Genomic DNA, 21701 nt, shown 5'->3' on the forward strand with positions numbered 1-21701 from the left:
GCCCATAAAAAAAGCGCTGCCATCCCGGCAGCGCTTTTTACAATCCTTGTTTGTTCTTCTTATCCTTCCATCACATCCCAGAGTGCTTCCAGTTCGGCCTCGCTGAACAGGCCAGCGGGGTAACGCTCGATCATCATCCGGCGCGGATCAGGTTCCCTGATCTGACGCGTTCCATTGGATTTCAACCAGTGTGCGACAATCTGGAGCGACTCACTATTTACAGCCATGGGATGCAATGTCCGCTCGCTGATTACGTTCACTTCGGCGTTCATTTCAGCGCTCTCTCCCCGTTCGTGAGCGGCTACGTTATCCAAGGTTTATGACAGAACTGTTGAAGTTCTCCCCCCCTCCCTAGTGCGCCATGAGCGATACAAGAGCTATGCCAACGTAACGAAATTGTCGACCAGCGGACATAAAGAAACCCGCAGTCCTGACGGGCTGCGGGTTTCTCTTCAAGCGTGGGCAACGAATGACTGACAGGTCGATTTTTCAATCAACTCAAGCTGTTACATCCGCACTCACTCTTTGTGCGGCGCGGGTTGCTGTTGGGTAAGGCAGTGAATGTTGCCGCCGCCCAGTAACAGTTCGCGGCCCGGCACCATCACCACCTCGTGTTGCGGGAACAGGTTCTGCAGGATCTCCCGCGCTGGCGCGTCCATCGGATCGTCGAAGCTCGGCGCGATGATGCCGCCGTTGACGATCAGGAAGTTCACGTAGGAACCGGCCAGACGCACGCTTGGGTTGCGCTCCTGAGTGCCGTCCACCGGGTCCACGCCCGCGCACTCTTCTTCGGTGGCGAACAGCGGCCCCGGAATCGGCATCTTGTGCACCGTGAACGGGCGGCCTTTGGCGTCGGTGCTGCTTTCCAGCACTTTCATCGCGGCCTGGCAGCGCGGGTAGTTCGGATCCTGCGGATCGTCAGTCCAGGCCAGCAGCACTTCGCCCGGACGCACGTAGCAGCAGAAGTTATCCACATGGCCGTCGGTTTCGTCGTTGAACAGGCCATCCGGCAGCCAGATGATCTTGTCCACCGACAGGTTTTCACTGAGCACCGCTTCGATTTCTTCGCGGCCCAGGTGCGGGTTGCGATTGCGGTTGAGCAGGCATTCTTCGGTGGTGATCAGGGTGCCTTCGCCGTCTACGTGAATCGAGCCGCCTTCGAGCACAAAGCCTTCGGTGCGGTAGCGCGGGCTGCGCTCGATTTCGAGGATCTTGCCGCCGACCTGGGAATCACGGTTCCACGGCGAATACAGGCCACCGTCAAAGCCGCCCCAGGCGTTGAAATCCCAGTTCACACCGCGCACTTCGCCGCTGTTGTTGATCACAAACGTCGGGCCGCTATCGCGAACCCAGGCGTCATCGCTGGACATCTCCACCACGCGGATATTCGGCACGTCGAGGCGAGCGCGGGCATTTTCGTACTGGCCGGCAGAGACCGCCACGGTGACCGGTTCGAAACGCGCGATGGCTTTGGCCACTGCCGCGTGGGCGGCCTGCGCCGGTTTGCCGCCGAGACGCCAGTTGTCCGGACGCTCGGGCCAGATCATCCAGGTCTGGGTTTGCGGTGCCCATTCGGCCGGCATGTAAAAGCCATCGGCGCGTGGTGTGCTTTTCAATGTGGTCATGTCGATCAGACTCCAGGGAACCGTCGAGGGTTTTTCAACACGCCGTACAGGGTTGGACGACGGACTATGGCGACTTTATAAACGATAAATATCGGCTTTAGAAGCCATAAAGAAAAAACAATCTCAATTTAACGCGGCAAATACCGATACAAATCGGCATTTGCCGATTCCGGATCGCCTCAGAGCCCTTCTTCCAGCACCTTCGCCAGCATGTCGACAAAGAAATCCACGCTCTGACGCGAGGTGACCATCGGCGGTTTGATCTTCAGGACGTTCAGGTAATCACCGGTCGGCTGCATGAAAATTCCCAGCGCCCGCAAGCGATCACACAACAGCGTGGTTTCCTCGGTTGCAGGTTCCAGGGTTTCCCGATTGCGGATCAGCTCGACCCCCAGATAGAACCCGGAACCGTGCACCGCGCCAACCAGCGGATATTGATCGATCAGCGCCTCCAGCCGGGCCTTGAAATGAGCGCCGACCACCTGGGCGTTTTCCCAGAGCTTTTCTTCTTCCATGACATCGAGCACCGCCATGCCGATCTGGCAGCTCACCGGACTGCCGCCGGCGGACGAGAAGAAATAGCCCTCGGCCTCCAGCGCCTCGGCGATTTCCCGGCGGGTGATCACCGCGCCCAGCGGCTGGCCGTTGCCCATGCCCTTGGCCATGGTGATGATGTCCGGGACCACGCCTTGCTCTTCAAAGCCCCAGAAGAAGTGGCCCATGCGCCCGTAACCGACCTGCACCTCATCGGCGATGCACACGCCGCCACGGGCGCGCACCATTTCATAGACTTTTTTCAGGTAACCCGGCGGCAGCGAGATCCCGCCCGCGTTGCCGTAGACCGGCTCGCAGATAAACCCGGCGAGCTGGCGTTTCTGCTCATCGAGCTTCGCCAGATGTTGCTCGACGCTGCGCACGTAATCCGGCGCCGAATCCGGGCCGCGAAATTCGCCGCGATAGGTGTTGGGAGCCGTCACCGCGTGCACCCAGTCCGGGCGACTGCTCAGGGCTTTCGGGTTATCGGCAATCGAGGTCGAGACCGCGTCCGCGCCGACCGTCCAGCCGTGATAGGCCTCCAGCACGCTGATCATGTCGCGACCACCGCTGGCGGCCCACGCCAGGCGGATCGCCAGGTCATTGGCCTCGCTGCCGCTATTGACCAGGAACACCCGATCCATGCCCTCCGGCGCCAGCTTCAGCAAGCGTTCGGAAAACTCGGCGACTGCCGCATAGTTGAACCGCGAGTTGGTATTGAGCAGCGACCACTGCCGGCTCGCCACCGCCGCCATGCGCGGATGACCGTGACCGAGCACCGCGACGTTGTTGAGCATGTCGAGGTAGGAGCGGCCCTGCATGTCGATCAGGTGATTGCGCCAGCCGCGCTCGATGCGCGGCGCGTCGACGTAATAGTGCTTCTGGGTACGGGCGAAACTGGCGTCGCGGCGCGCCAGCAGGGTTGTCGCGTCCAGCTCGGGTTCGGCGTCGCAGGCCAGGCCCAGCAGCGCGGCCGGTGACGGGGACAAGGCCTGCCATGCCGCCGCGCGGGTTGGCGTGCAGAACCGCGGTGCTTCAAGCTGTGCGCCACGAATCAATTGCACGATCAACGGACCGTCCACCGAACCCAGCACCTGGCCTTTGACCAGCGCTGCGCCGCCGTGCAACGAAGGTTTCACGCCCAGCAAGCGCAGGCTCAGTTGCGGGCCGTCGAGTCGCAGCGCGCCGTCGGCCGACAGGTGAAGCACGCCAGCAAACGGCGCTTCCACCGCCGAACCTTTGGGCACATGCAATTCGACGTGCAGCGGGAATGTCTCTGGCTCATCGGCGCTGTCAGGCCGGGTGCGCGACAACCGGTATTGCCCGTATCGACTGGCCGCCAGACCATGGATGACAGCGGCCTCGCTCAACAGGCGCTGATCGATGCCTGGCTGCTCCCAGTTGCCCGCCTCGAAGTGTGCGCTCAACACCCCCAGATCGATCAACGCGAATTCGCGCCCGACCAGATCGGGCAACAACGGCGCAAAACCTTCACTGTCGATGGCCGGCAATGCCTGGCCGACCGCCGTGAGAATCGCCGCCTCCATCAATGCCAGCGGCACCGAGGTGGCGACCCGGAAGATCTCCCATTCATGGGTCAGGTTGTCGCGGCTGTAGGTATTGCCCGGATCGATGCTGACCTGTTGCTCGCCACTGAGCACCAGCACCGCCGCCCGTGCCACGATCAGCGGCCACAGCGCCAGCAGTTCTTCGTGTTGCAGCGGATTGATCGCGTGATAGGCCTGCACGGCCGGCAGGATCACGAACGGATCGCCGGCGGCGTGATGCAGCAGTGCGGCGCAGGTGACCGACAGATCGGTGATGCGCCAGGTGCGCACCAGATCGCCGAAATCGATGACGCCCTGCAACCGCCAGTGCCGCCGGGCGTCACGCTGCCAGACCACGTTGTCGTCGGTGATGTCCATGTGGATCGCCTGCACCGGCAGCTTTTCCACCAGCGGCTGCAAACGAAGTCTGGCCTGCTCGGCAACCTCGGCGATCAGCGTGCGCTGGCGTTCGTCTTCGATCACCGGCAGCAGGTGCTCGATCAGTGCGCTGGCGTGGCGCGCGTCCCATTGCAACGTGCGCTCGAGCCCCGGATGGTCGAAACCGACGAGGGCCAGATCCATTTCGCCGCAAAGCCGGCCGAAGCCGGCGACGACTTCGTGGCCAAGGTGATCGAGGGCCGTCAGTGGTTGTCCGTCGATGTAATCGAGCAGTCGCACATGCACCGATTCTCCACCGACGTCCAGGGTCAGCAGGTCAGCGCCGTTAGTGGCCGCCATCACCCGAGGAACCTTAACGGCACCCTTCTCGGCCAGATATTTCAGGCCCGCATGCTGGGCTTGCAACTCGACCAGCGAATAGTCGCCCCGGCAGATCTTCAGCACGAACCGCCCACGGTCGCTGTCGACCCGATAATTGAGATCCTGTTGGCTGCCCAGGGCCTGCAACGTGCCGTTCAAGCCGTAATGCTGCGCCAGCAAATGCCGGGCCTGCTCCACCGATACCTGCGGGCTGGGCAAACTGGCGCGATGAATCAACGTGGCGAACGACATGGAACGACCCCTGAAATTTTATTAGGCGCCTATATCGCCATTGCTTCGGGCGATAAGCAACCCCCGACCATCCGTCCCCCGACACGCTGCGAGACCGGCGGATTTGCAAGCGCCCCTCGCACCTGTCGACGCTTTGCGCAAGAATGTCGGCCATTCACACCTGCCACTGGAAAATCTACATGAATGTAATCACCACCGACCTGCCTGGTGTCTTGATCATCGAACCCAAGGTATTTGGTGACGAACGCGGGTTCTTTTACGAAAGCTTCAATGCGAAAGCCTTTCAGGACGCGACCGGCCTGGACACGCAATTTGTCCAGGACAACCATTCGCGCTCGCAGAAAGGCGTTCTGCGCGGGCTGCATTACCAGTTGGAAAATACCCAGGGCAAACTGGTCCGCGTTACCGCCGGCGAAGTCCTCGACGTCGCCGTGGATATCCGTCGCAGCTCGCCGCATTTCGGCAAGTGGGTGGCCGTGCGTCTGTCCGCCGACAACCACCGTCAATTGTGGGTTCCGGAAGGTTTCGCCCACGGTTTCGTGGTGCTGAGCGAGTTCGCCGAATTCCTCTACAAGACCACCGACTACTACAACCCGTCTTCCGAGCGCAGCATTCGTTGGGACGACCCGGATCTGGGCATCGACTGGCAGCTGGATGAAGCGCCGAAACTGTCGGCCAAGGACCAGGCGGCGGCACTGCTCAAGGACGCCGACGTCTTTTCCTGAAGTCCTGTGTGAATCTTCAGCGCCGCTGCGGACCCGGCCACGGGTGCGCAGACTGCGCCGGCAAGCCTAGGCATAATGCGCCTGTACCCACAGGCGCTCGATGCTCATGACTCCGACCCTACCCCGCCGCCCCCGATGGCGCAGTCTTGCCCTGCTGGCCCTGTGCCTGGCACCGCTGCTGTGGCCGCTGGAACATCTGGCCGAGCGCTATTACCGCAGCGAACTGGCCGGCCAGAACCGTCAGACCCTCGACCTCTACGTCGCCAACCTGCTGGGCACGCTGCATCGCTATGAAGTGCTGCCGCAAATCCTCGGCGACCTGCCGGCCCTGCGCGCAGTGCTCGGGGCGCCGGATGACGGCGTGACCCAGGGCAACGCCAACCGCCTGTTGAAGAACATCGCTGCGCAGACCGGCGCCGAAGTCATGTACCTGATGGACACCAGCGGCCAGACGCTCGCGGCGTCGAACTGGGACAAGCACGACAGTTTCGTCGGGCGCAATTTCTCGTTCCGGCCGTACTTCAGCGAGGCCATGGCCGGCCGCCTCGGGCGCTTCTTCGGTCTGGGCACCACTTCCGCCAAACGCGGCTATTTCTTCGCCGCAGCGGTGCGCAACGGCGAAAAAATCATCGGTGTACTGGTGATCAAGGTAGATCTGGACCACACCGAAAGCCTGTGGGGCAAAACCCCGGAACAACTGCTGGTGACCGACCACAACGGTGTCGTCATCCTCACCTCGCGCCCGGAATGGCGCTTTCGCGCGACCCGCACCCTCAGTGATGCCGAGCGCTCGGCAATCACCGCGATCCAGCCCTACCCGACCCGCGAGCCACGCCCCCTGAACCTGAGCCCGACCGCGTGGCTGCCACAGACCCAGGACATCGCGGAAACCGGCTGGAGCGTCAGCATTCTGGCCCCGCGCACGTTGATCGACCGACCGGTGCGTACCGTGGTGGCGATCGGCGGCGCCACCTTGCTGGTAGTCATGTTGTTGCTGGGCCTGATGATGCAGCGTCGTCGTCATTACCTGGAACGGATCGCCTTCGAAGCCAAGGCCCGCCGGGAACTCGAAGGCCGGGTTGCCGAGCGCACCAGTGATCTCGAAGGCCTCAACCGCCGACTGAAACAGGAAGTGCTTGAACGCGAACAGGCCCAGCAGGAACTGGTGCGGGCCCAGGACGATCTGGTACAGGCCGGCAAGCTGTCGGCGCTGGGGACGATGTCGGCGAGCATCAGCCACGAACTCAACCAGCCGCTGGCGGCGATCCGCAGCTACGCCGAGAACGCCGAAGTGCTGCTCGACCACGAACGCACCGAAGACGCACGAGGCAACCTCAAACTGATCAGCGAGCTGACCGGGCGCATGGCCTCGATCATCGCCCACCTGCGCGCCTTCGCCCGCCGCGACCGCCACGCCCCGGAAAGCGTCGCCCTGCAACCCGCGCTGGACGACGCGCTCGCCTTGCTGGCCAAGCGTCGCCGGAGCATGGATGTCGAGCTGATCCGCGACCTGCCCGCCGCCACCCTGTGGGTCGAGGCCGGGGAAACCCGACTGCGCCAGGTGCTGGGCAACCTGCTGGCCAACGCCCTCGACGCCCTGACCGAAAAAGGCCCGCCGCGCAAATTGTGGCTGAGTGCCGAATCCACCGACGAAGGCGTCAACCTGTACATTCGCGACAATGGCCCGGGTTTCTGCATGGAAGCCCTGGGCCGTGCCAGCGAACCGTTTTACACGACCAAGACCCGCACTCAGGGCCTGGGTTTAGGGTTGGCCATTTGCGAAACCCTGATGCGCGCCTTCGGTGGTGAACTGTCGTTCGCCAACCACAAGCAAGGTGGCGCCTTGATCACCCTGCGGCTGCGCGCCGGCGCGCCCGGGGTCAGCCTGCAACCGTCCGAGGATCGAAGCGCATGACCATCGACAACCGCATCCAGGTGGTGCTGATCGACGACGATCCGCACCTGCGTCAGGCCCTCGGCCAGACCCTGGATCTGGCCGGCCTGAAAATTCTTCCGCTGTCCGAAGCCAAGGGCCTGGCCGCGCAACTGGAGCGTGACTGGCCGGGCGTCGTGGTCAGCGACATCCGCATGCCCGGCATGGATGGCCTGGAGCTGCTGAGCGAACTGCACGCCCAGGACCCGGAACTGCCCGTGCTGCTGATCACTGGCCACGGCGACGTGCCACTGGCCGTGCAGGCCATGCGCGCCGGTGCCTATGATTTTCTGGAAAAACCCTTCGCCAGCGACGCCCTGCTCGACAGCGTGCGCCGCGCCCTGGCCCTGCGGCGTCTGGTGCTGGACAACCGCAGCCTGCGCATGGCCCTGAGCGATCGCAACGAGTTGAGCGCGCGGCTGGTCGGTCAATCCGCGCCGATGTTGCGCCTGCGCGAGCAGATCGGCGCACTGGCGGCGACCAAGGCCGATGTCTTGATCCTCGGCGAAACCGGCGCGGGTAAAGAAGTTGTCGCCCGCGCCCTGCACGATCTGTCGAGCCGGCGTAATGGCCCGTTCGTGGCAATCAATGCCGGTGCGCTGGCCGAGTCGGTGGTCGAAAGCGAACTGTTCGGCCATGAACCCGGCGCCTTCACCGGCGCGCAAAAGCGCCGGATCGGCAAGTTCGAATTCGCCAATGGCGGCACGCTGTTCCTCGACGAAATCGAGAGCATGAGCATGGACGTGCAGGTCAAACTGCTGCGCATGCTGCAGGAGCGCGTGGTCGAACGACTGGGCGGGAATCAGTTGATCCCGCTGGACATCCGCGTCATCGCCGCCACCAAGGAAGACCTGCGCCAGGCCGCCGATCAGGGGCGATTCCGGGCGGACTTGTATTACCGCCTCAACGTGGCGCCGCTGCGCATTCCACCACTGCGTGAACGGGGCGAAGACGCGTTGATGCTGTTCCAGCATTACGCCGACGAAGCCAGCGCCCGCCATGGTCTGCCAGCGCATGAACTGCAACCGGCCCAACGGGCGCTGCTGCTGCGCCATTCATGGCCGGGCAACGTGCGGGAATTGCAGAACGCAGCGGAGCGTTTTGCCCTCGGCCTGGAGCTGGCGCTGGACAACACACAGCCCGATGGCAGCCCCGGCACCAGCGTCGAAATCACGGCGGGAGGGCTCAGCGAACAAGTGGAAAACTTCGAGAAATCCCTGATCGCCGCCGAACTGGCCCGCTCTCACGGTTCCGTGCGCAGTCTCGCCGAGGCCCTGGGCATTCCGCGCAAGACCCTGCACGACAAACTGCGCAAGCACGGTCTGAATTTCGCTGGCAGCGGCGGCCATTCCGACGAATCCGAATGAAGCGCGCTCAATTCACTTTTCTGCCGCAAGAGGTCCGGGCATGAAGCACGACAGCCGTTATCTGGAATCCGTACTCCATCACGACATCCCGCTGACACGGGACATGGGACTCAAAGTGCTCGACTGGCAGGAACAGCAACTGCGCCTGCATCTGCCGCTGGACGCCAACGTCAATCACAAGAGCACCATGTTCGGCGGCAGCCTGTATTGCGGTGCGGTGCTGGCCGGTTGGGGCTGGCTGCATTTGCGTTTGAAAGAGGAAGGCATCGAAGACGGGCACATCGTGATTCAGGAAGGACAGATCAGTTATCCACTGCCTGTGACCGGCGATGCCATTGCGATCTGCCCGTCACCGAGTGCAACGCAGTGGAAGAAATTTCTGGCGATGTATCAACGTTACGGACGGGCGCGATTGACTCTGCATACGCGGGTCGTCAATGCCGGTAGCAATGAGGATGCAGTGACCTTCAGCGGGCAGTACGTCCTGCACCGCTGAGGGCTTGGCGCTCCGGGCCGGGAGCGCTGTTACGAACGGGCCAGTTCCAGCAACTTCGAACGCCACGCCGCTTTTGCCGGCAGTGCAAGAAAGAACGCGTTGCGTAACGAATCCCGTGGTGGATAGCAGAACGCGTCACCGTTCAAATCCAGAACCTCGCCGCCGGCGCCTTCCAGAACGCCCTGCGCCGCCGCTGTGTCCCACTGGGACGTCGGCGCCAGTCGCGGGTAACAATCGGCCACCCCTTCGGCGAGCAGACAGAACTTCAGCGAACTGCCGATGTTGGCCAGTTGCAACTCGCCAAGGCTGGCACTCAATCCGGCCAGCAAGCGTTCCTGCTCCGGACTCGAATGACGGCGGCTGGCAACCACGGTGAACGCTTCGCCCGGTCCCGGCACATCACGCACCTGAATCGCTACCGGCGTGCCGCCCGTGTCGCCGCGCCAGGCACCGAGCCCGGCTCCGCCGACGTAGAAGCGACCGTTGGTCGGCATCGACACCACACCGAACACCACCCGTCCGTTTTCGATCAGCGCGATGTTGACGGTGAATTCTTCGCTGCCGCTGATGAACTCCTTGGTGCCATCCAGCGGATCCACCAGCCACCAGCGCTGCCAGCCTGCGCGCACGCTTTGCGGGATGTCGGCGTCCTCTTCGGACAGCACCGGAATGCTCGGATCCAGCGCTGTCAGGCCGGCCACGATCACGTGGTGAGCGGCCATGTCCGCCGCCGTCACCGGTGAATCATCGGACTTGGCGGTGACGGCCACATCGGCACGCCAGAACGGCAAAATCGCCTCACCGGCCCGCAATGCCAGCTCGACCACCGGCGCCATCAACGGATGGGGAAAATTCATTGGCATCTCACTCATGACTGGAAAAATCCGCGCTGGGTCAGCAGGTCGCGGGTCAGGTATAGCGCCGCCAGGGCGCGCCCCTCACTGAAATTCGGATTCTGCGCCAGCGTCGACAGCTCTCGCAGATTGACCTTGTCCACGCGCATCGGCTCAGGCTCATCGCCTTCAAGGCGCTCCTCGTACAGGTCGGTGGCCAGCACCACCTGAATTTTCTGGCTCATGTAACCGGGGGACAACGACAGCTCGGTCAGATGCTCCAGTTGTCGCGCGCCGTAACCGGCTTCTTCCTTGAGCTCACGCTCGGCGGCGGCCAGCACATCTTCGCCAGGTTCGATCAGGCCTTTGGGCAGCGACAGTTCATATTCGTCGGTGCCGCCACAGTATTCCTCGACCAACACCGCGTGCTCGGCATCGAGCATCGCCACGATCATGACCGCGCCGTAACCGGCGCCCTTGCCGACCAGCCGCTCGTAGGTACGTTCCACGCCGTTGGAGAAACGCAGCTTCAGCTCTTCGACGCAGAACAGCCGGCTGGTGGCGACGATCTCGCGGGCAAGTACGGTGGGTTTCTGGCGCATGCAAAGCTCCTTGGCGTGAACGCGCTACTATAACGCGGCTTTTCCGATTGTTTGCGTCGGATATCTTTCTACCGTTCGAGACGTTGCCATGCCTTCATTACCGTGGTCCGACATCGATACCGTTCTGCTGGACATGGACGGCACGTTGCTGGACCTGCACTTCGACAACCATTTCTGGCTGGAACATCTGCCGCAGCGCTACGCCGAACTGCACGGCGTGAGCCGGGCGATGGCGGAAATGGAATTGCAGCCTCTGTTCGAGCGCCATGCCGGTCAGTTGCAGTGGTACTGCCTGGACTTCTGGAGCGCGGAGCTGAAGCTGTCGGTGCGTGAGCTGAAACTGGAAACCGCCCACCTGATCGCCCTGCGCCCGGATGCCGACACCTTTCTGGACGCGATTAAACGAGCCGGCAAACGCGTGGTGATGATCACCAATGCGCACCGCGATTCACTGTCGCTGAAACTGGAACGAATCGAACTGGCGCCGTACTTCGAACGGCTGATCAGCTCCCACGATTACGGCTTCCCCAAGGAGAATCCGCAGTTCTGGGATGCCTTGCAGGCCGACATCGGTTTTGACCCGGCACGCAGCCTGTTCATCGACGACACCTTGCCGATCCTGCGCAGTGCGCGGAATTTCGGCGTGGCGCATCTGCTGGCCGTGAAGGAGCCGGACAGCCGTAAAGGGCCGAAGGACACCGGGGAGTTTGCGGCGGTGGAGGATTATCGGGATTTGATTGCGGGCCTGTAGACCGCATCGTCCCCATCGCGAGCAGGCTCGCTCCCACAATGGAAATGCATTCCAATGTGGGAGCGAGCCTGCTCGCGGTAGCGGTATCTGCGATTACTCGGGAATGCGCAGCGTCTGCCCCGGATAGATCTTGTTCACATCCTTGAGCATTGGCTTGTTTGCCTCGAAGATCTTGTTGTACTGGTTGGCATTGCCATACACCGCCAGGGAAATCGCGCTGAGGGTGTCGCCCTTTTTCACCACTACGAAACGTGCGGCAGCCACCACTGGCCCAGTGACCGTGATCTGGTCATCGACACTGCCGACGCCTTCAATATTGCCCACCGCCAGCAGAATCTTCTCTTTCTCTTCCTGGCTCGCCACCTCGCCGGTGACCGTCACCTTGTCGCCATCCACCGTCGCCTGAACATTCGGGTTACCCAACCCGACCTTGCTGATATGTTCCTTCAATTGCTCGCTGGCATTGGCGTTGCCGGGGGTCAACAAGTCGAGCAACTTCTCACCGGCCTCTTTCACAAAGCTCAAAAGACTCATCGCGCACACTCCTTGATTAAAGTTCCAGACGCCCAAGCCTAGACCACGCCGGACAAACCCGGTTGCGGCCCGACCAATGACCCTGCCCCCGCGCAAGCGGTAGAATCGCCCACCCTTGCCAGCGCCCCGGAGCGAAGATGGACATCAAGCAGCTGAAATTCCTCATCGCCCTCGACGAAACCCGCCATTTCGGCCAGGCCGCCGCCCGCTGCCATATCACCCAGCCGACTCTGTCGATGCGACTGCGCAGACTCGAAGAAGAACTCGACCTGCCACTGGTCAACCGTGGCCAGCGCTTCGAAGGTTTCACCGCGCCGGGCGAACGGGTGCTGGCCTGGGCGCGCACGGTGCTGGCCGCCTACGACGGCTTACAGGCGGAAGCGGCGGCCTGTCGCGGCAACCTGATCGGCACCCTGCGGCTGGGCGTGGTGCCGTTGTCGAGTTTCGATGCGCTGCCTTTGATGCAACGCCTGCACGCGCAACACCCGAACCTGCGCTTCGAACTGTCCTCGCTGAGCTCGGAACAGGTTCTGGAGCAACTGGCGAACAACCGCATCGACATTGGCGTGTCTTACCTGGATCGCCTCGACGGCGAGCGTTTTGAATCCCTGGCGTTCAGTGAAACGCAGATGGGCCTGCTCTACGACCAGCGATTCTTCAGTTTTGGTCAGGCGCCGCTGAGTTGGGAATCGCTGATCGAACTGCCACTGGGCATGCTCACCAGCGGCATGCATTTTCGCCAATCCATCGACCATAACTTCCACAGCCGTGGCCTGACGCCACAACCGTTGCTGCAAACCGACGCCGTTCACCAATTGTTGCAAGCCGTGCACGGCGGCCTGTGCTGCGCGGTAATGCCACTCGATGGTGGTCTGGAAAACCTCACGGATAACCTGCGCCTGCAACCCATCGAAAACGCCCAGACCCTCGCCCGACTGGGGCTGATCATGCGGCGCGGGGCACCACGATCGGCGTTGGCCGAGGCCTGTTTCGCGCTCTATCAAAAATCACCGACGGACGCTTGATCGACGGCATCTATCGAGGGATCGACACTAGCGATTAGACGCGACATCTTGCCGCGCCTAGTCTTAACGTTGATCAATCCATCGGTGATGCCATGAACGCCAAGCGCCCGGCCTGCGCGGCGCCCGCTCTCGAAACACCCGCGCCTGCCGCCAGTCAGACCTACAGCTACAGCGATCTACCCCTCGCGGAATCGGCCAGCACCGCGCTGGCCGAAGAAGTCGCGTTGGCGATTGCCTACAACGGCATCAGCCAGGCCGTCATGCTGGTGACGCCGACCGACCTTGAAGACTTCATCGTCGGTTTCAGCCTCGGCAGCGGCATCATTGAAGACGCCTCGGACATTTACGATCTGCAACTGAGCGGTTCGGGCTCGGCGCAATACGCGCAAGTGACCATCGCCAACCGCGCGTTCTGGAACCTCAAGCAACAGCGTCGGCAACTGGCCGGCACCAGCGGCTGCGGGTTGTGCGGCGTCGAAGCAGTGGAGCAGGCGTTGCCTGATCTCAAGGTCTTGCCCGGCGCCCCCTTGCCGCCCATCGAATGGCTCGACGGTTTGCGTCAGCGCATCGGTGCTTTTCAGCCACTGGGTCAGCACTGCGGCGCGGTGCACGCGGCAGTGTTCATGAACGCCAGCGGTGAATTGCTGCTGGGCCGCGAAGACATCGGCCGGCACAACGCCCTCGACAAACTGATCGGCGGCCTGATCCGGCAAAAGATATCGACAGCCGGTGGCCTGGCGATTGTCACCAGCCGTTGCAGCCTCGAATTGATCCAGAAAGTTTTGCGGGCCGGGATTCAGACCCTGGTCAGCCTGTCCGCGCCCACCGGCCTTGCCGTGCAATGGGCCCGGCGCCACAACCTCAATCTCATCCACCTGCCGCAGAAAAACGCGCCGCGGGTGTATAGCCCAGATATGGAGAAACACCCGTGAGCCAACATCATCAAGCCGACCAGAAACCCGTCCCGCGTTACAAGCCTTACAAGGGCCCGGCCGGCGGCTGGGGTGCCCTGATCAGCGTGGCCCAGGCCTGGCTGACCAGCGACAACGCGCTGAAAAATCTGCGCATGATGCTCAAGACCAACCAGAACGGCGGCTTCGACTGCCCGGGCTGCGCCTGGGGCGATTCGCCGGAAAGCGGCATGGTCAAGTTCTGCGAGAACGGCGCCAAAGCGGTGAACTGGGAAGCGACCAAGCGCCGGGTCGATGGCAAATTCTTCGCCAAACACAGCGTCACCTCGCTGCTGGAACAGAGCGACTACTGGCTCGAGTATCAGGGTCGTTTGACCGAACCGCTGGTGTATGACGCCGAAACCGATCGCTACAAACCCATCAGCTGGGACGATGCATACGCGCTGATCGGCAAACACCTGCAAGCGCTGTCGAGTCCGGATCAGGCCGAGTTCTACACCTCGGGTCGCGCCAGCAACGAAGCGGCGTACCTGTATCAACTGTTCGTGCGCGCCTTCGGTACCAACAACTTCCCTGACTGCTCGAACATGTGCCACGAGGCCAGCGGCGTGGCGCTGGCGCAGAGTGTCGGCGTCGGCAAAGGCACCGTGACCTTCGACGACTTCGAACACGCCGATGCAATTTTTGTCTGGGGCCAAAACCCCGGCACCAACCACCCACGCATGCTCGAGCCGCTGCGTGAAGCGGTGAAACGTGGCGCCCAGGTGGTGTGCGTCAACCCACTGAAAGAACGCGGCCTGGAACGCTTCCAGCACCCGCAGCATCCGCTGGAAATGCTCACCAACGGCGACAAGCCGACCAACACCGCGTACTTCCGCCCCGCGCTGGGCGGCGACATGGCGGTGTTGCGCGGCATGGCCAAGTTCCTGCTGCAATGGGAACGCGATGCGCAGAAGGCCGGTGCGCCGGCGGTGTTCGATCACGATTTCCTCAATGAGCACAGCGTCAATGTGCTCGAATACATTGGCGTCGTCGATGACACGCCGTGGGAGCAGATCGTCGAGCAGTCCGGCCTGACCCTGGTGGAAATCGAACAGGCGGCGCGCATGTACGCCAAAGGCAAGAACGTGATCATGTGCTGGGCGATGGGCATCACTCAGCATCGTCACTCGGTGCCGACCATCCAGGAAATCGCCAACCTGATGCTGCTGCGCGGCAACATCGGCAAACCCGGCGCCGGTCTGTGCCCGGTGCGTGGCCACAGCAACGTGCAGGGCGACCGCACCATGGGCATCAACGAACGTCCGCCGGTGGCGTTCCTCGATTCCCTGGAGCGTCGCTTCCAGTTCAAGGTGCCGCGCCACAACGGGCACAACGTGGTCGAGGCGATTCACGCGATGGCCGAAGGTCGCGCCAAGGTGTTCATCGGGCTGGGTGGCAACTTCGCTCAGGCCACGCCGGACAGCCCGCGCACGTTCCAGGCCCTGAGCAACTGCGACCTGACCGTGCAGATCAGCACCAAGCTCAACCGCAGCCACCTGGCTCACGGCAAGGACGCGCTGATCCTGCCGTGCCTGGGCCGTACCGACATCGACATCCAGACCGAAGGCCCGCAGGCCGTCACCGTGGAAGACTCGTTCAGCATGGTGCACGCCTCCAACGGTCAGTTGCAGCCGCTGTCTAACCAGATGCGCTCGGAGCCGTCGATCATCGCCGGCATCGCCGCCGCGACCCTGGGCAGCCAACCGGTGGACTGGAACTGGCTGGTGGCCGACTACCGACGCATCCGCGAACTGATCGCCGACACCATTCCGGGCTTCAAGGACTTCAACGAGAAGGTCAAGAACCCGGGCGGTTTCTACCTCGGCAACAGCGCCGGTGCGCGCAAGTGGAACACCACGTCCGGCCGGGCCAACTTCAAGCCGAACATGCTGCCCAAAGACCTGATCCACGAGCGCACCCGCGCCACCGGCAAACTGCCGGACCTGATCCTGCAATCGATGCGTTCTCACGATCAGTACAACACCACGATCTACGGTCTCGACGACCGTTATCGCGGGGTGAAGGGACAGCGTGACGTGCTGTTCGCCAACGAGGCGGACATCATTCGCCTGGGCTTCAAACCGGGGCAGAAGGCTGACATCGTGTCGCTGTGGGACGATGGCCGCGAGCGTCGGGTGAAGGGTTTCACGCTGCTGGCGTTCGATATACCGGCGGGGCAAGCGGCGGCTTATTACCCTGAGGTGAACCCGTTGGTGCCGCTGGAAAGCACTGGCGATGGCAGCCATACGCCAACGTCGAAGTTCATCGCTATCCGGCTGGAAGCGACGAGTGAGACGGGGCTGATCATGGCCAAGTCGACCTGATTCTGATTGCTCCCACACTCTGCGTGGGAGCGCAGCCGTGTACGCTCCGCGTCCGAAAGTCAGACTCGATACATCTCGCAGACACTTTTCAAACGCCCACAAAAAAGGCCGCCTTGTGATCAAAGCGGCCTGTCCGAAGTAGCTAAAGACCGGCGAAAAACCGTTAAGTTCCGCCCAAAAATCAGCAACTTGCAGAATTGTATACAGGTCGTGCTATTCGTCGGATTTCGATTGTCACGCCCATCGCAGAGCCTCAGGATCGCGCCGTCATCCCTTTGAGGCTCCTCTATGAAGTTCTCCTCGATTCTCTTGTTGTCCCTTGGCCTGGTCAGTGGCTTCGCTTCTGCCGGAGGCACCACCGAAGCAGGTGTGGGCGGCGCATTGGGCGGGGTTCTTGGCTCGGTCGTCGGTCAATCCTTAGGCGGCAGTACAGGTTCAACCATTGGCGCGGCCCTGGGCGGCGCGGGTGGTAGTGCGGTGGGCGCCGACAAGCGCAGCCGTGGCGAAGCAGCCATCGGCGGTGCGCTGGGCGCAGCCGGCGGCAACGTGGTCGGCCGCAGCATGGGCGGCACCACCGGCAGCCTGATCGGCGCAGCAGCCGGTGGCGGCGCGGGTGGCGCGCTGGGCAACTACATGGGCAACAAGAGCGATGACGATGATCGTCATTACGATCGTCGCCATGATGATCGTCGCTACTACCGTGACCGTCACCCAGGTCGTGGCCATGCCTATGGCCATCGCAAGCACCACCGCTACTATCGCGACTGAGGCCTGGCCTCGTTAGCTGATACCCCCAGATCGCAGCTCCCCCGGGCTGCGATTTTTTTGCCCGTCACACCGTCAGGCGTTCCAGCGCTTCGCGCAATCGGGCCGGAATCGACACCGGCTGATTGGATGCCCGGTCGACGAATACATGCACGAAGCGCCCGGCGGCACAGGCTTCCTGTTCTCCTTCCTTGAACACCGCCAGTTCGTATTGCACCGAACTGTTGCCCAGCTTACCGACCCGCAGACCGATCTCGATTCGATCCGGGAAAGCAATCGACGCGAAGTAGTCGCAAGACGAACTCACCACAAACCCCACCACCTCGCCGTCATGAATATCTAACCCTCCAACCTGGATCAGGTAGGTGTTCACCGCCGTGTCGAAGAAGCTGTAATAGGTGACGTTATTGACATGGCCGTAGGCGTCATTGTCGTGCCAGCGCGTAGTGATCGGCTGGAAATGCGGGTAATCGCTGCGTTGCGGCATCGGGTTGGACATCAGTGTCTATTCCTGGAGTGATCTGCTCAGTCTAAAGGTAAAAACCCTTGCCTCGCGCCGCCAGCTCGCCGATCAATGGCGCCGGCCGCCAGTGATCGCCCTGCCGGGTCTCCAGCGCCAGCAATCGCTTGTGAATATCGGCCAGCCCCTGATCGTCCGCCCAGGCCATCGGCCCGCCCCGCTCCGCCGGGAAGCCATAGCCATTCAGATAGACCTGATCGATGTCATGCGCCGACTCGGCAATCCCTTCCTGCAGGATCTTCGCGCCCTCGTTGACCAACGCCAGCAGACACCGCTCGAGGATCTCCTCCGAGCCGATATCCCGCCGATGAAATCCCAACCCTTCGCTGACACTCAACACCAGCGCATCGACCTCGGGATCATGCTCGGCCTGACGGCTGCCCGGCTCGTAATGGTAATAACCGTTGCCGGACTTCTGACCGAACCGACCCTGCTCGCACAAACGGTTATCCACCTGAACCTCCGGCGCGTCCTGCCCCTTGCCTGCCAGCTCCCGGGCACGCCACTCGAGATCGATGCCCACCACGTCGTACATGCGAAACGGCCCCATGGCAAAACCGAAGCTCTGCAAGGCTGCATCGACCTGATGCGGGTACGCCCCTTCGAGCAACATCTTGCGCGCTTCAAGCACGTACGGATGGAGCATGCGATTGCCGATAAAGCCGTGGCAGTTGCCCGATACCACACTGACCTTGCCCATGCGCTTGCCCAGGTCCAGCGCAGCCTCCAGCACAGCCGGTGCGGTCTGCGCGCCACGGACTATTTCCAGCAACTTCATGATATGCGCCGGGCTGAAGAAATGCAGGCCCAGCACTTGAGTCGGCCGCCGTGTCGCGGCGGCAATGGCGTCGATGTCCAGCGCCGAAGTATTGCTCGCCAGCAGCGCCTCGGGCTTCAGCACGCCATCGAGCTCGCGGAAGATCTTCTGCTTGAGCTCAAGATTCTCGTACACCGCTTCGATCACCAGATCGACATTGCGGATCGCCACATAGTCGGCCGCCTTGCTGACACGGGCAATCCGCGCATCGGCTTCGGCCTGATCGATCCGTCCCTGCCGCACGTTGTGTGCGTAAGTCTCGGCCACGCTGGACAGCGCCTGTTCGAGCATCTGTGGATTGTTATCGACCCACTGCACTGACACGCCGGCATTGGCCAGGCACATGACAATGCCGCGGCCCATGGTGCCGGCGCCGATCACGGCGGCCTGCTGAATAGCGAAGGATGTCTGGCTCATGTTGTTCTCTTGTTGGCGATCCGAAGACAGCCATCACCTTAGTCAGCCGCCGGGCATTTTTGAAGTTCATTGCCGTGATGATCGACATTCAGCAGATGGATTCGAGACCTCAAAGATGCGCCTGAGCCCAGGCCCGAACCTCGGCGTAGGGATACTCCTCCAGTGCCGCAAACCCGGAAATGGCCCGGGCCTTGAGTTTGGTAAACAGCGGCACACTGATTCCGCAGAGGAACCGGGTCAGCCGCTCGGCCGACGGAGCACTGCCAGCGTACTGCTGATGCCTGTGGATAAATTCCCCACACAACTCCGTAAAGTTTTTATCCACAAGCGCCGGCAATTCCGGCGGTGCCGGCAACCGGGCGACGTGCCCGTGGCACACCGAGCAATGCCCGCATTGCTGCGGCGCATTGTGATCACCGAAATATTCGGCCAGCCGATAACCGAGGCATCGCTCGGTGGCGAACAGCTCGAGCATGGCGTGAATCCGCGCCACTTCGGTTTGCTCGTGGAGGGTGAAGTACTCATGCAGTTCAGCGCTCAAGACCTGGCTGTCGTAATCGCCACGCAGGACGTTGTAGACCTCGGTCATCTGCTTGCTCTCAAGCTCGACCCAGCCCTTTTCCTGGAAATAGTCCAGGGCCTTCACCACCCGGTTGCGCTCGGCGGAATACTGCTCGTACATCGCCTCGAAATCCACCGTGGCCCAGGTGCGTGCGCGGCTTGAGGTCTGGATGATCGCGGCGACGAAATCCCTTCGTTCACCTTCGAAACGCTCAAGCAACGTGTCGGGCTCCAGCAGGTATTTGAAGCGATATTCGGCGTAGTACGCGTAGCGCGGGGCAATCAGTCCTCGCAACTCCAATTGCACCAACAGCGTCTTCAAGGGCAACGCACGAATGTTGCTCTGATCCGCCAGCGGCCCGAGCAGAAACTCCCATTGGCCTTCCGATGCAGCAGCCTGCAACTCGTCCAGCACATGACGAATGCCGTCCTGTTCCGGCGTGTCGCCATACACGAAGTTTTCCAGCACGTTGAGGCTGTCGCGGTTGGCCAGTACCAGACAATCAGACGGTTGCCCGTCACGTCCGGCGCGACCGATTTCCTGGCTGTAGTTTTCGATGGATTTGGGCAGGTCGAAATGCACCACGTTACGGATGTCGCTCTTGTCGATGCCCATGCCGAAGGCGATGGTGGCGACGATGCAATTGGACTGCCCGCCCATGAAGCGCTTCTGGATCGCATCCCGTTGCTCATGGGGCAAACCGGCGTGGTAAGCCTCGGCCTGAATGCCATTGCGCTCCAGATGTTCGGCAATCTGCTCGGCGGTTTTCTGCAGGGTCACGTAGATGATGCTCGGCTGCCCCGCGCGCTCGTTCATCCACTCCACCAGGCGCCGGCGCTTGTCCTGTCCACGCACCGGCTCGACCAGCAGATTGAGGTTGGGCCGGTAGAAACCGGTGGTCACCACATCGTCTGCCGCGATGGCGAATTTCGCCTGCATGTCGTCGATGACCTTTGGCGTTGCGGTGGCGGTCAGCAGAAGGGTTTGCGGGATGTTGAACTGACGCTGGTAGTCCGGCAGCTTGAGGTAGTCTGGACGGAAGTTGTGGCCCCATTCGGAAATACAGTGCGCCTCGTCCACCACCAGCAGCGAGATCGGCACCTGCTGCAAAAAATTGCGAAAGCGCTCGTTCTTCAAACGCTCCACGGAAATCATCAGGATCTTCAATTCGCCCGAACGGGCGCGGGCCATCACATCGTTGGCGTCTTCGCGGCTCTGCGTCGAGTCGATGCTGCCTGCGGATATCCCGTGCCGGCGCAAGAACTCGAGCTGATCCTGCATCAGCGCCAGCAACGGTGAGACCACCAGCGTCAGGTGCGGCAGCAAGAGTGCCGGCACCTGGTAACAAAGGGATTTGCCGGAGCCGGTGGGAAATATCGCGGCTGCCGAGCGCCCGGCGAGCACAGCGCTGATCGCCGCTTCCTGGCCGGGTCGAAACTGTGGATAACCGAAAACCTGTTCCAGGGTGTTGTGCATTCGCTGTCACTCCGTTGACCGCTGTGATGCCAACAGCCTAGCGGGCGATCGCAGCGAGTCGAGAAAAGGTCGGGGGTCAAATCGATACGGAATGATACAGCGTCAAATGCACCACCACGGCCTCTAACAAACGAAACACTTTCTTTCTCGCCGAAGTCGTGATCGCGAGTGTAACGTCCATCGAACATCGCGCCAGGACGGCCGATGACTCTGGATTATCACCAAGGAAGACACATGTCGAATCGTTTGAAACTGCCCTTCGCTCTTGTCATCGTTGCCCTGTTGCTGAGTGGCTGCACCCCCTTTCCCGGCGACCTTCCCCCACTCGCCGGCGAGGTGACAGCGAGCCCCACGCCAACGGCTTAGCAGGCTCTACGGCTGCAACACCGCCACTCGCAATTGCTCGTTCAACAGTTGCTCATGCACGCCCTGGCTTTTGCTGGCCCACAGTGCATGGGCCGGGCTGATATCACCGGTGAATGCCGCCGCCAACTGACGCAGGTCGGCGACACTGCGCACCCGTGGACAGAACGCTTGCTCGTCACAGTTCTGACTGGCGTTGCGATAGGTGGTGAACAGACGATCCCATAGACCGTCACGCACCTGACGGATCGACTTGAGCTGCACATGCGGCACGTCGAGACGTTTTTTCAACCCGGATTCGTCCAGGCATTCACTGGCCAGCAGTGCCTTGCCGAACATCAGCACTTCGGCACGGGACGCCGTGTCGATGCTCGCCTGTGTTGTGAGGGCGTCCGGCCATTCTGTGCGCTCCACTTGCGTGAGCACCATTGCATTGCTTGCTTCGGTGGCCATCGCCAAACGACAACCACTAACCCACAGCAAAACGATCGAGGCCATTCGTAGCCACTGCATACCTAATT

General features: G+C 61.9%; 19 protein-coding genes. 9 read left to right on the forward strand and 10 right to left on the reverse strand.

Going from position 1 to position 21701, the window contains the following annotated elements; all coding sequences use genetic code 11:
- Nucleotides 1-59 precede the first annotated feature (59 nt).
- From JKA62_RS12125 to JKA62_RS12135, 3 genes are all read right to left on the reverse strand, one after another.
- Nucleotides 60-272 carry a hypothetical protein gene (locus JKA62_RS12125; protein WP_007952633.1) on the reverse strand — a complete coding sequence of 71 codons (213 nt, stop codon included), beginning with the start codon at nucleotides 270-272 and terminating at the stop codon, nucleotides 60-62.
- A 246-nt stretch (nucleotides 273-518) separates the two neighbouring features.
- Nucleotides 519-1625: an agmatine deiminase gene (gene aguA / locus JKA62_RS12130; protein ID WP_007952634.1), complete on the reverse strand. Its 1107-nt coding sequence runs from the start codon at nucleotides 1623-1625 to the stop codon at nucleotides 519-521.
- A gap of 179 nt (nucleotides 1626-1804) precedes the next feature.
- The gene (locus JKA62_RS12135; protein WP_201817921.1) at nucleotides 1805-4717 is read right to left on the reverse strand and encodes an aminotransferase; all 2913 of its coding nucleotides are present in this window, start codon (nucleotides 4715-4717) and stop codon (nucleotides 1805-1807) included.
- A gap of 179 nt (nucleotides 4718-4896) precedes the next feature.
- On the opposite strand from JKA62_RS12135, the gene rfbC reads away from it, so the two are divergent.
- The 4 genes from rfbC to JKA62_RS12155 all read left to right on the forward strand — a co-directional run bounded on the left by rfbC (nucleotide 4897) and on the right by JKA62_RS12155 (nucleotide 9238).
- Complete coding sequence (gene rfbC, locus JKA62_RS12140; protein ID WP_041475110.1) at nucleotides 4897-5442, forward strand: dTDP-4-dehydrorhamnose 3,5-epimerase; 546 nt, start codon at nucleotides 4897-4899, stop codon at nucleotides 5440-5442.
- A gap of 106 nt (nucleotides 5443-5548) precedes the next feature.
- Nucleotides 5549-7357: a sensor histidine kinase gene (locus tag JKA62_RS12145; RefSeq protein WP_041475488.1), complete on the forward strand. Its 1809-nt coding sequence runs from the start codon at nucleotides 5549-5551 to the stop codon at nucleotides 7355-7357.
- Complete coding sequence (locus tag JKA62_RS12150; RefSeq protein ID WP_011331986.1) at nucleotides 7354-8742, forward strand: sigma-54-dependent transcriptional regulator; 1389 nt, start codon at nucleotides 7354-7356, stop codon at nucleotides 8740-8742. Before JKA62_RS12145 ends, JKA62_RS12150 begins: the two co-directional genes overlap by 4 nt.
- Nucleotides 8743-8782: 40 nt before the next feature.
- Complete coding sequence (locus JKA62_RS12155) at nucleotides 8783-9238, forward strand: YiiD C-terminal domain-containing protein (RefSeq protein ID WP_011331985.1); 456 nt, start codon at nucleotides 8783-8785, stop codon at nucleotides 9236-9238.
- 29 nt (nucleotides 9239-9267) lie between these two features.
- Here the strand turns inward: JKA62_RS12155 and cysQ are convergent, their stop codons facing one another.
- Nucleotides 9268-10101 (reverse strand): 3'(2'),5'-bisphosphate nucleotidase CysQ, encoded by an 834-nt coding sequence (cysQ, locus tag JKA62_RS12160; protein ID WP_201818074.1) that lies wholly within the window; start codon nucleotides 10099-10101, stop codon nucleotides 9268-9270.
- 5 nt (nucleotides 10102-10106) lie between these two features.
- Nucleotides 10107-10673 (reverse strand): ADP compounds hydrolase NudE, encoded by a 567-nt coding sequence (gene nudE / locus JKA62_RS12165; RefSeq protein ID WP_007952641.1) that lies wholly within the window; start codon nucleotides 10671-10673, stop codon nucleotides 10107-10109.
- An 88-nt stretch (nucleotides 10674-10761) separates the two neighbouring features.
- Between nudE and yrfG the strand changes: the two genes are divergently transcribed.
- A complete protein-coding gene (gene yrfG, locus JKA62_RS12170; RefSeq protein ID WP_201817924.1) occupies nucleotides 10762-11424 on the forward strand; it encodes a GMP/IMP nucleotidase in 663 nt (220 codons plus the stop codon).
- Between the two features lie 93 nt (nucleotides 11425-11517).
- Here yrfG and lysM read toward each other — a convergent pair whose 3' ends face one another.
- Nucleotides 11518-11958 carry a peptidoglycan-binding protein LysM gene (gene lysM, locus JKA62_RS12175; RefSeq protein ID WP_011331982.1) on the reverse strand — a complete coding sequence of 147 codons (441 nt, stop codon included), beginning with the start codon at nucleotides 11956-11958 and terminating at the stop codon, nucleotides 11518-11520.
- A gap of 137 nt (nucleotides 11959-12095) precedes the next feature.
- On the opposite strand from lysM, the gene JKA62_RS12180 reads away from it, so the two are divergent.
- From JKA62_RS12180 to JKA62_RS12195, 4 genes are all read left to right on the forward strand, one after another.
- Nucleotides 12096-12983, forward strand: a complete 888-nt coding sequence (locus JKA62_RS12180; protein WP_201817928.1) for a LysR family transcriptional regulator — start codon at nucleotides 12096-12098, stop codon at nucleotides 12981-12983.
- Nucleotides 12984-13075: 92 nt separating this feature from the next.
- The gene (fdhD, locus tag JKA62_RS12185; RefSeq protein ID WP_201817931.1) at nucleotides 13076-13915 is read left to right on the forward strand and encodes a formate dehydrogenase accessory sulfurtransferase FdhD; all 840 of its coding nucleotides are present in this window, start codon (nucleotides 13076-13078) and stop codon (nucleotides 13913-13915) included.
- Complete coding sequence (locus JKA62_RS12190; RefSeq protein WP_201817933.1) at nucleotides 13912-16260, forward strand: FdhF/YdeP family oxidoreductase; 2349 nt, start codon at nucleotides 13912-13914, stop codon at nucleotides 16258-16260. Before fdhD ends, JKA62_RS12190 begins: the two co-directional genes overlap by 4 nt.
- A gap of 288 nt (nucleotides 16261-16548) precedes the next feature.
- A complete protein-coding gene (locus tag JKA62_RS12195) occupies nucleotides 16549-17028 on the forward strand; it encodes a YMGG-like glycine zipper-containing protein (RefSeq protein ID WP_011331978.1) in 480 nt (159 codons plus the stop codon).
- Between the two features lie 64 nt (nucleotides 17029-17092).
- Here JKA62_RS12195 and JKA62_RS12200 read toward each other — a convergent pair whose 3' ends face one another.
- From JKA62_RS12200 to JKA62_RS12215, 4 genes are all read right to left on the reverse strand, one after another.
- Nucleotides 17093-17524, reverse strand: a complete 432-nt coding sequence (locus JKA62_RS12200) for an acyl-CoA thioesterase (RefSeq protein WP_011331977.1) — start codon at nucleotides 17522-17524, stop codon at nucleotides 17093-17095.
- 31 nt (nucleotides 17525-17555) lie between these two features.
- The gene (locus tag JKA62_RS12205; RefSeq protein WP_201817935.1) at nucleotides 17556-18779 is read right to left on the reverse strand and encodes a 3-hydroxyacyl-CoA dehydrogenase; all 1224 of its coding nucleotides are present in this window, start codon (nucleotides 18777-18779) and stop codon (nucleotides 17556-17558) included.
- A 109-nt stretch (nucleotides 18780-18888) separates the two neighbouring features.
- Nucleotides 18889-20817, reverse strand: a complete 1929-nt coding sequence (locus tag JKA62_RS12210; RefSeq protein WP_201817937.1) for a RecQ family ATP-dependent DNA helicase — start codon at nucleotides 20815-20817, stop codon at nucleotides 18889-18891.
- Between the two features lie 372 nt (nucleotides 20818-21189).
- Nucleotides 21190-21693, reverse strand: a complete 504-nt coding sequence (locus JKA62_RS12215; RefSeq protein WP_011331974.1) for a hypothetical protein — start codon at nucleotides 21691-21693, stop codon at nucleotides 21190-21192.
- Nucleotides 21694-21701: the final 8 nt, after the last annotated feature.

It is taken from the genome of Pseudomonas sp. B7 (genome assembly GCF_016735645.1).
Lineage (GTDB): Bacteria > Pseudomonadota > Gammaproteobacteria > Pseudomonadales > Pseudomonadaceae > Aquipseudomonas > Aquipseudomonas glycinae.

What these genes read in the sequence shown, in the direction of transcription:
- JKA62_RS12200 (WP_011331977.1), bottom strand. Translation starts at nt 17,524, where the DNA reads ATGTCCAACCCGATGCCGCAACGCAGCGATTACCCGCATTTCCAGCCG.
- rfbC (WP_041475110.1), top strand. Translation starts at nt 4,897, where the DNA reads ATGAATGTAATCACCACCGACCTGCCTGGTGTCTTGATCATCGAACCC.
- lysM (WP_011331982.1), bottom strand. Translation starts at nt 11,958, where the DNA reads ATGAGTCTTTTGAGCTTTGTGAAAGAGGCCGGTGAGAAGTTGCTCGAC.
- JKA62_RS12195 (WP_011331978.1), top strand. Translation starts at nt 16,549, where the DNA reads ATGAAGTTCTCCTCGATTCTCTTGTTGTCCCTTGGCCTGGTCAGTGGC.
- JKA62_RS12135 (WP_201817921.1), bottom strand. Translation starts at nt 4,717, where the DNA reads ATGTCGTTCGCCACGTTGATTCATCGCGCCAGTTTGCCCAGCCCGCAG.
- cysQ (WP_201818074.1), bottom strand. Translation starts at nt 10,101, where the DNA reads ATGCCAATGAATTTTCCCCATCCGTTGATGGCGCCGGTGGTCGAGCTG.
- JKA62_RS12205 (WP_201817935.1), bottom strand. Translation starts at nt 18,779, where the DNA reads ATGAGCCAGACATCCTTCGCTATTCAGCAGGCCGCCGTGATCGGCGCC.
- aguA (WP_007952634.1), bottom strand. Translation starts at nt 1,625, where the DNA reads ATGACCACATTGAAAAGCACACCACGCGCCGATGGCTTTTACATGCCG.
- nudE (WP_007952641.1), bottom strand. Translation starts at nt 10,673, where the DNA reads ATGCGCCAGAAACCCACCGTACTTGCCCGCGAGATCGTCGCCACCAGC.
- JKA62_RS12145 (WP_041475488.1), top strand. Translation starts at nt 5,549, where the DNA reads ATGACTCCGACCCTACCCCGCCGCCCCCGATGGCGCAGTCTTGCCCTG.
- JKA62_RS12210 (WP_201817937.1), bottom strand. Translation starts at nt 20,817, where the DNA reads ATGCACAACACCCTGGAACAGGTTTTCGGTTATCCACAGTTTCGACCC.
- JKA62_RS12155 (WP_011331985.1), top strand. Translation starts at nt 8,783, where the DNA reads ATGAAGCACGACAGCCGTTATCTGGAATCCGTACTCCATCACGACATC.
- JKA62_RS12125 (WP_007952633.1), bottom strand. Translation starts at nt 272, where the DNA reads ATGAACGCCGAAGTGAACGTAATCAGCGAGCGGACATTGCATCCCATG.
- yrfG (WP_201817924.1), top strand. Translation starts at nt 10,762, where the DNA reads ATGCCTTCATTACCGTGGTCCGACATCGATACCGTTCTGCTGGACATG.
- JKA62_RS12150 (WP_011331986.1), top strand. Translation starts at nt 7,354, where the DNA reads ATGACCATCGACAACCGCATCCAGGTGGTGCTGATCGACGACGATCCG.
- JKA62_RS12215 (WP_011331974.1), bottom strand. Translation starts at nt 21,693, where the DNA reads ATGCAGTGGCTACGAATGGCCTCGATCGTTTTGCTGTGGGTTAGTGGT.
- fdhD (WP_201817931.1), top strand. Translation starts at nt 13,076, where the DNA reads ATGAACGCCAAGCGCCCGGCCTGCGCGGCGCCCGCTCTCGAAACACCC.
- JKA62_RS12180 (WP_201817928.1), top strand. Translation starts at nt 12,096, where the DNA reads ATGGACATCAAGCAGCTGAAATTCCTCATCGCCCTCGACGAAACCCGC.